The following is a 4,691-nucleotide window of genomic DNA, read 5'->3' on the forward strand; positions in this document are numbered from 1 at the left end:
ATTTCTAGAAATTAATTTGACTTTCCTAACCGATTTGTTCACATCTTGTTTCAATCTACTATAAAAGAGCCTCAAAAAAAGGTATTGCAACTTGGCAATACCTTTTTTGAGGTGCTTTTTGAAAGCCATCAAATAATGACTTTTCAGAGGGAGCAAAAGATTGTCCTCTTTATATTTTAAACATTTAAATGTCTTTTTTAAACAGTTGGTTAAAGAAACCGTCTGTATTTTTAAGAAGGGCTTTGAATACTTTAGATTTCAAGTCTACTGTATTTTTGAAATGATCTTTAATTTTTGAATCTGACATACCATCAATATCTTTTTGAACTGCTCCATCAAATAAAGATTTCAACTGAGCATAATTTGTAATTTGATGCCCATCAATTTCAATAGTTTCAAATCCTTGTTCTGCTTTAGCTTTAACATCGTGATACCAATGTCTCTTCCACTCTTCAAGTGTCTTGAACTTGTCTCCAGAAACTTTTTTGATAATGAAATCATCACCTAAGAGACCTTTATTTTCTTTATTAGCGGCGCCTTGATGTTTGCTTGAAACATAATCAATGAATCCATGTTCGTATCCATAGTAACCCCACATACGGAAAGCATTGTGTTTGAAGGATAGAGAACCGGGGGCACCTGGACTCGTATTCCCACCGTAAATACCCGCCATCATATTGACATTGACATAAGCCGTACCAAAATCTTCTGGGTGGAAGACCTTATTGCCTGGATTTCCGTGAATGGTCATAAAGTTGTTATTTACCAAATCATCAATGGTTTCAAGCTTGGTCATTTTCTCAGCGTCTGTCAAGTCACGCACTTTGTCCCATTGGTGAGGACCACTTAGTTTATTTCTATCCATTGGTCGACGTATTTCACGGTCAATTTTCTTAAACCATTTACTATTGTCGCCTTTAACCTTAGGAAGAACAGCTTCAGCTTCAGCATAATCAAGCATCATCATAGCTTCATTGTAGTTCTTCATGTAGTGGTCGATTTGGTCATGTGTTTGAAGTTTGTCAGGGTCGGGATTATACCATTGATTTCCATCATTTGGACGATGGTAGGCCATGTTAATACCCAATGCACCATACTCACCATTTGTTGTTGACTTATCAGGAGTTTGCAACATACCTTGAGCAAAGGCTTCTAAATCCGTACCTTGACGATGCCAATGACCACCATAGTAAGCCATACGATCATTAACGTGAGTAGTTTCATGTGTAAAGGCTGAAATACCAAACTGACTAATCATGTCAGTTACCATGAAGTAAACCTGATCATCTTTCCATGGACGTTCATAAATTTTTGCCATCGCTCCCATCGCTCCGTTAACTTGATGCCAACGATCAGTTGGGCCAAATAGCTCACGAATAGGAGTTACAACCTTGCCATCTGAACCATAACCACGGCGACTAGCATCCTTAATACCGCTATAATTTTGATTATCCCAAACAGGCGTTGGTACGGAATTTTGACTCTTCAAGAGTTGATTACGAACTTTTGGTAAGGCTAAACGAGACCAAAAGTCTAAATATCTTTGTTGAGCTTTCGCTACTTTGTTTATCTCCTCTTTGAAAGCATTTCGCTCTTCTTCCGTATTTTTCCCATATTTTTCAAAAGAACTGAATGCCAAAGTGTTGTAAGTAGAAATGACAAAAATATGTGCTTTCTTCAAGTTGAGTAACGGTAAAATCATGCGACTATGCACCTCATTGTTCAAACCGTCATAGATACGATGGCGTTTATCTTTGAAGTCCTCTGTAGTCGTCTCAGGCTCAGAAACATAAACGTTCTTTGCAGCATGAATAAACCAGTCATTTAAGTCGGTGTACTTAGTGAATAAACGCATGTTATAGCCTAACAAGCCATTTAATTCACCTTTTCCAATAGTACCACCAATAACTTCACGATAAGCTTCTAAACTTCTATCTCCCTTTAAATTCTTTTCTGCTGAGCCTATACGAATCAAGAAATCTAAAATACTTGGTGTTTTACCATAAAAGTCTGGTTTAAACATCATCAAATGCTTAAAGTTCAAGCCATCATAGTCTATACCATAATAACGATTTAGATAAGTCAAGGCTAATATAATCTTAGCTTTATTATCTTCAACTTTCTTGAGAAGCGCCTTCTCAGCCACTTCATCACTGTTCAGTTGATGATCTTCATTTTCTAACAAGGACTTCACTAACTTATCTAACGTCTCTCTAACCTCAGCGAAGCTTTCTTCAAAGAATAGATCTTTAATATAACCATTCTTACGTTCATCCGAATTAGCATTAGGATCTCTAGATGTATCTCGTTTATCCATCAAAGCACGGACTTCTTGTGAAATCAATTCTACACTTGATAATTGAGCTTTAACATCAGCAATCAATTTATCACGATTTTTAACAACCATATTTGGTGTGTAAACCACATCATCTAAACCATCGATACTATACTCACGAACTTGTTTCACCTTAGAATCAGCAACTGCTGTCACGTTCATTTCTTCTTTTGTACCATCAGAATAGTGAACCATAATCTTATCAATATCCGATAAATCAGTGACAAATTGCCCTGCTTTCATACCTGTTACAGACAGAACAGTTTTCTTAACAAGATTGGAATCATCTGTTAACTTATTCCCTTGGCTTACAATCCACTCTTTGTTATAAAATGGTTGCAGTTTTTCCAAGTTTCGATAAGCCAGGTTTCTTGTTTCTTGGTAGTCCTGAATCGCTTTATATTCAGAATCTCTATCAACGATACGATTTAACTTGTTTACGATTGGGGTAGAGATAACATAATCCTGAGCTGTGATACCTAATTTAGCAAATTTCTCTAAGGCCTCTGCTTCAGAAATACTTTTAATTTGTTTTGATTTGTTATATGAAGATAATCCTGAGGCAACACCGTCCACATAGTAGTTATTTTTGAAGTTCTCAAATCCAAAGTAAGAATCACCTGTATCCACTTCACGAGAACCATACATAATTTCCCCATTTATGACTTTCATCATACTGATATTATTTTCAACAACACCCCAGTTATAGTTATCATGAATCAATCCACCACTACCACCGTGTTGTTGAAGTTTCATAGTACCTTTAACAAAAGAATTAGTTAAGCGACCATGTTGACGAACATCAAATTGATTACTTCCGTGATTGACTTTAGCTACTAAACCACCAAACTTAGAATTGTTACCTACAATATCACCGTCAAAATAAACACTATCCGTGTTACTTCGCCAACTTTCGCTGACAAGTCCACCAGACCACCAGCCTTTATCTCCAAGACTGTTAATCTTGCCAATAAAAGCTACATTGCGCATATTAGCTTCGTCTAACTTATTAACAGCACCGGTTACATCGTTATTTCCTGTTACTGAACCTACTACTTTGATATTCTCAAGTGTAGACTTCTTAAACATATTACCAATAGGTGCAACTTTATCAGCCCAAGGCATGTTTATATTTACATTACCTAAGTTAAAGTTTTTGAGTGTAGCACCTTCAGCCTCATTAAACAAAGGTCTTTCTAAGTTATGAATCGTGTACTGATGATTCTCTACACTTGATAAAGTACCTCTAAACTTAGCCATAACATAAGCTTTACCTGCTGGCTTAACGTTAACTGCATTCAAATCTGCACCAAGTTTAAAGTCACCGGTAGGATTTGCTTGCATATCTTTTGCTAAATCATGGAAATTGTAATAAACCTTATCTTCGGTAGCCCTCGGTTTTTCAAGATAATAAGTGTAAGTTTCTCTTAACTTACCGTCTTTATCACGTTGAACCAAATCAGGTGCTTTTGCCGTTATCTTGTAAAGCTGCTTACCTTCCTCAATGACCTCTTCAATCTTATCAATTGCTAAACGAGTCACTTTGTTTTCTCTGGAGGTTACTTTTAAGTAATAGTTGTTAAAATCGCTTGGAAGAGAAGTTAAATAACTACTATCGCTTTCGATACCGCTCTGATCTACTTGTATTAGACTTGTGTTTGCAATATCTTTCAACTCAACTTTCTTTAAATCTAAACGTAAAGGTTTATCTTCCAGAGTCGATACTTCTGCACCCTTACCTACATCATAAGTCATAGTAGTTGAAATCGTATAATCTTTGTAATAATCCAAGTTTTCTAAGACTTGAGATAAGTTATCGGTTTTTAAATCAACCGTTTTTACAATCTTTCCACCTTCTTTGATAGTCGCTACAATGCTTGTAATTGTAGCATTATCTTGGTTCTCTAGATTGTAGTTAACTGTAGCAGACTTAGCTAAAACATCCTTAGATACAGTGGTCAAGGTCAAAACAGGAGCCATTTTTTCTTTGGGCTTTTCTTTGGTACCTTTTACAAGAATTTCAGGCTTCATTTCTTTCAACACAGTTACTGTTTCAACTGGGCCACTGATTTTTTTGCCATGTAATTCTTCATAGCTAGTAACAATTTGACGTTCGCCATCCTCACCAACTTGTTTAATAGAATCATCGCCTATAAATTTGGTAGAATCAGATTCTTCTGTGATAGTTTTAGGAATAGTCTCTGTACGAATATCAGTATGTAAAGCAGGAAGCTCTTCTCTCTCTGGAGCAACGTCTGGCACTGTACCCACTGGTTTAGTGTATGCTGGTTTTTCTGCTTTAGGTGCTTCGTCTGGCACTGTACCCACTGGTTTAGTGTATGCTGGTTTCTCTGCT

1 protein-coding gene is annotated in these 4,691 nt (G+C 36.5%); it reads right to left on the reverse strand.

Annotated features, from left to right (window positions below; all coding sequences use genetic code 11):
* Positions 1-184 precede the first annotated feature (184 nt).
* Positions 185-4,691: ZmpA/ZmpB/ZmpC family metallo-endopeptidase (locus tag ADH54_RS01820; RefSeq protein ID WP_049523787.1), on the reverse strand; the 4,507-nt coding region annotated here is incomplete at its 5' end.

Source organism: Streptococcus pseudopneumoniae, from assembly GCF_001072315.1.
GTDB lineage: Bacteria > Bacillota > Bacilli > Lactobacillales > Streptococcaceae > Streptococcus > Streptococcus pseudopneumoniae_R.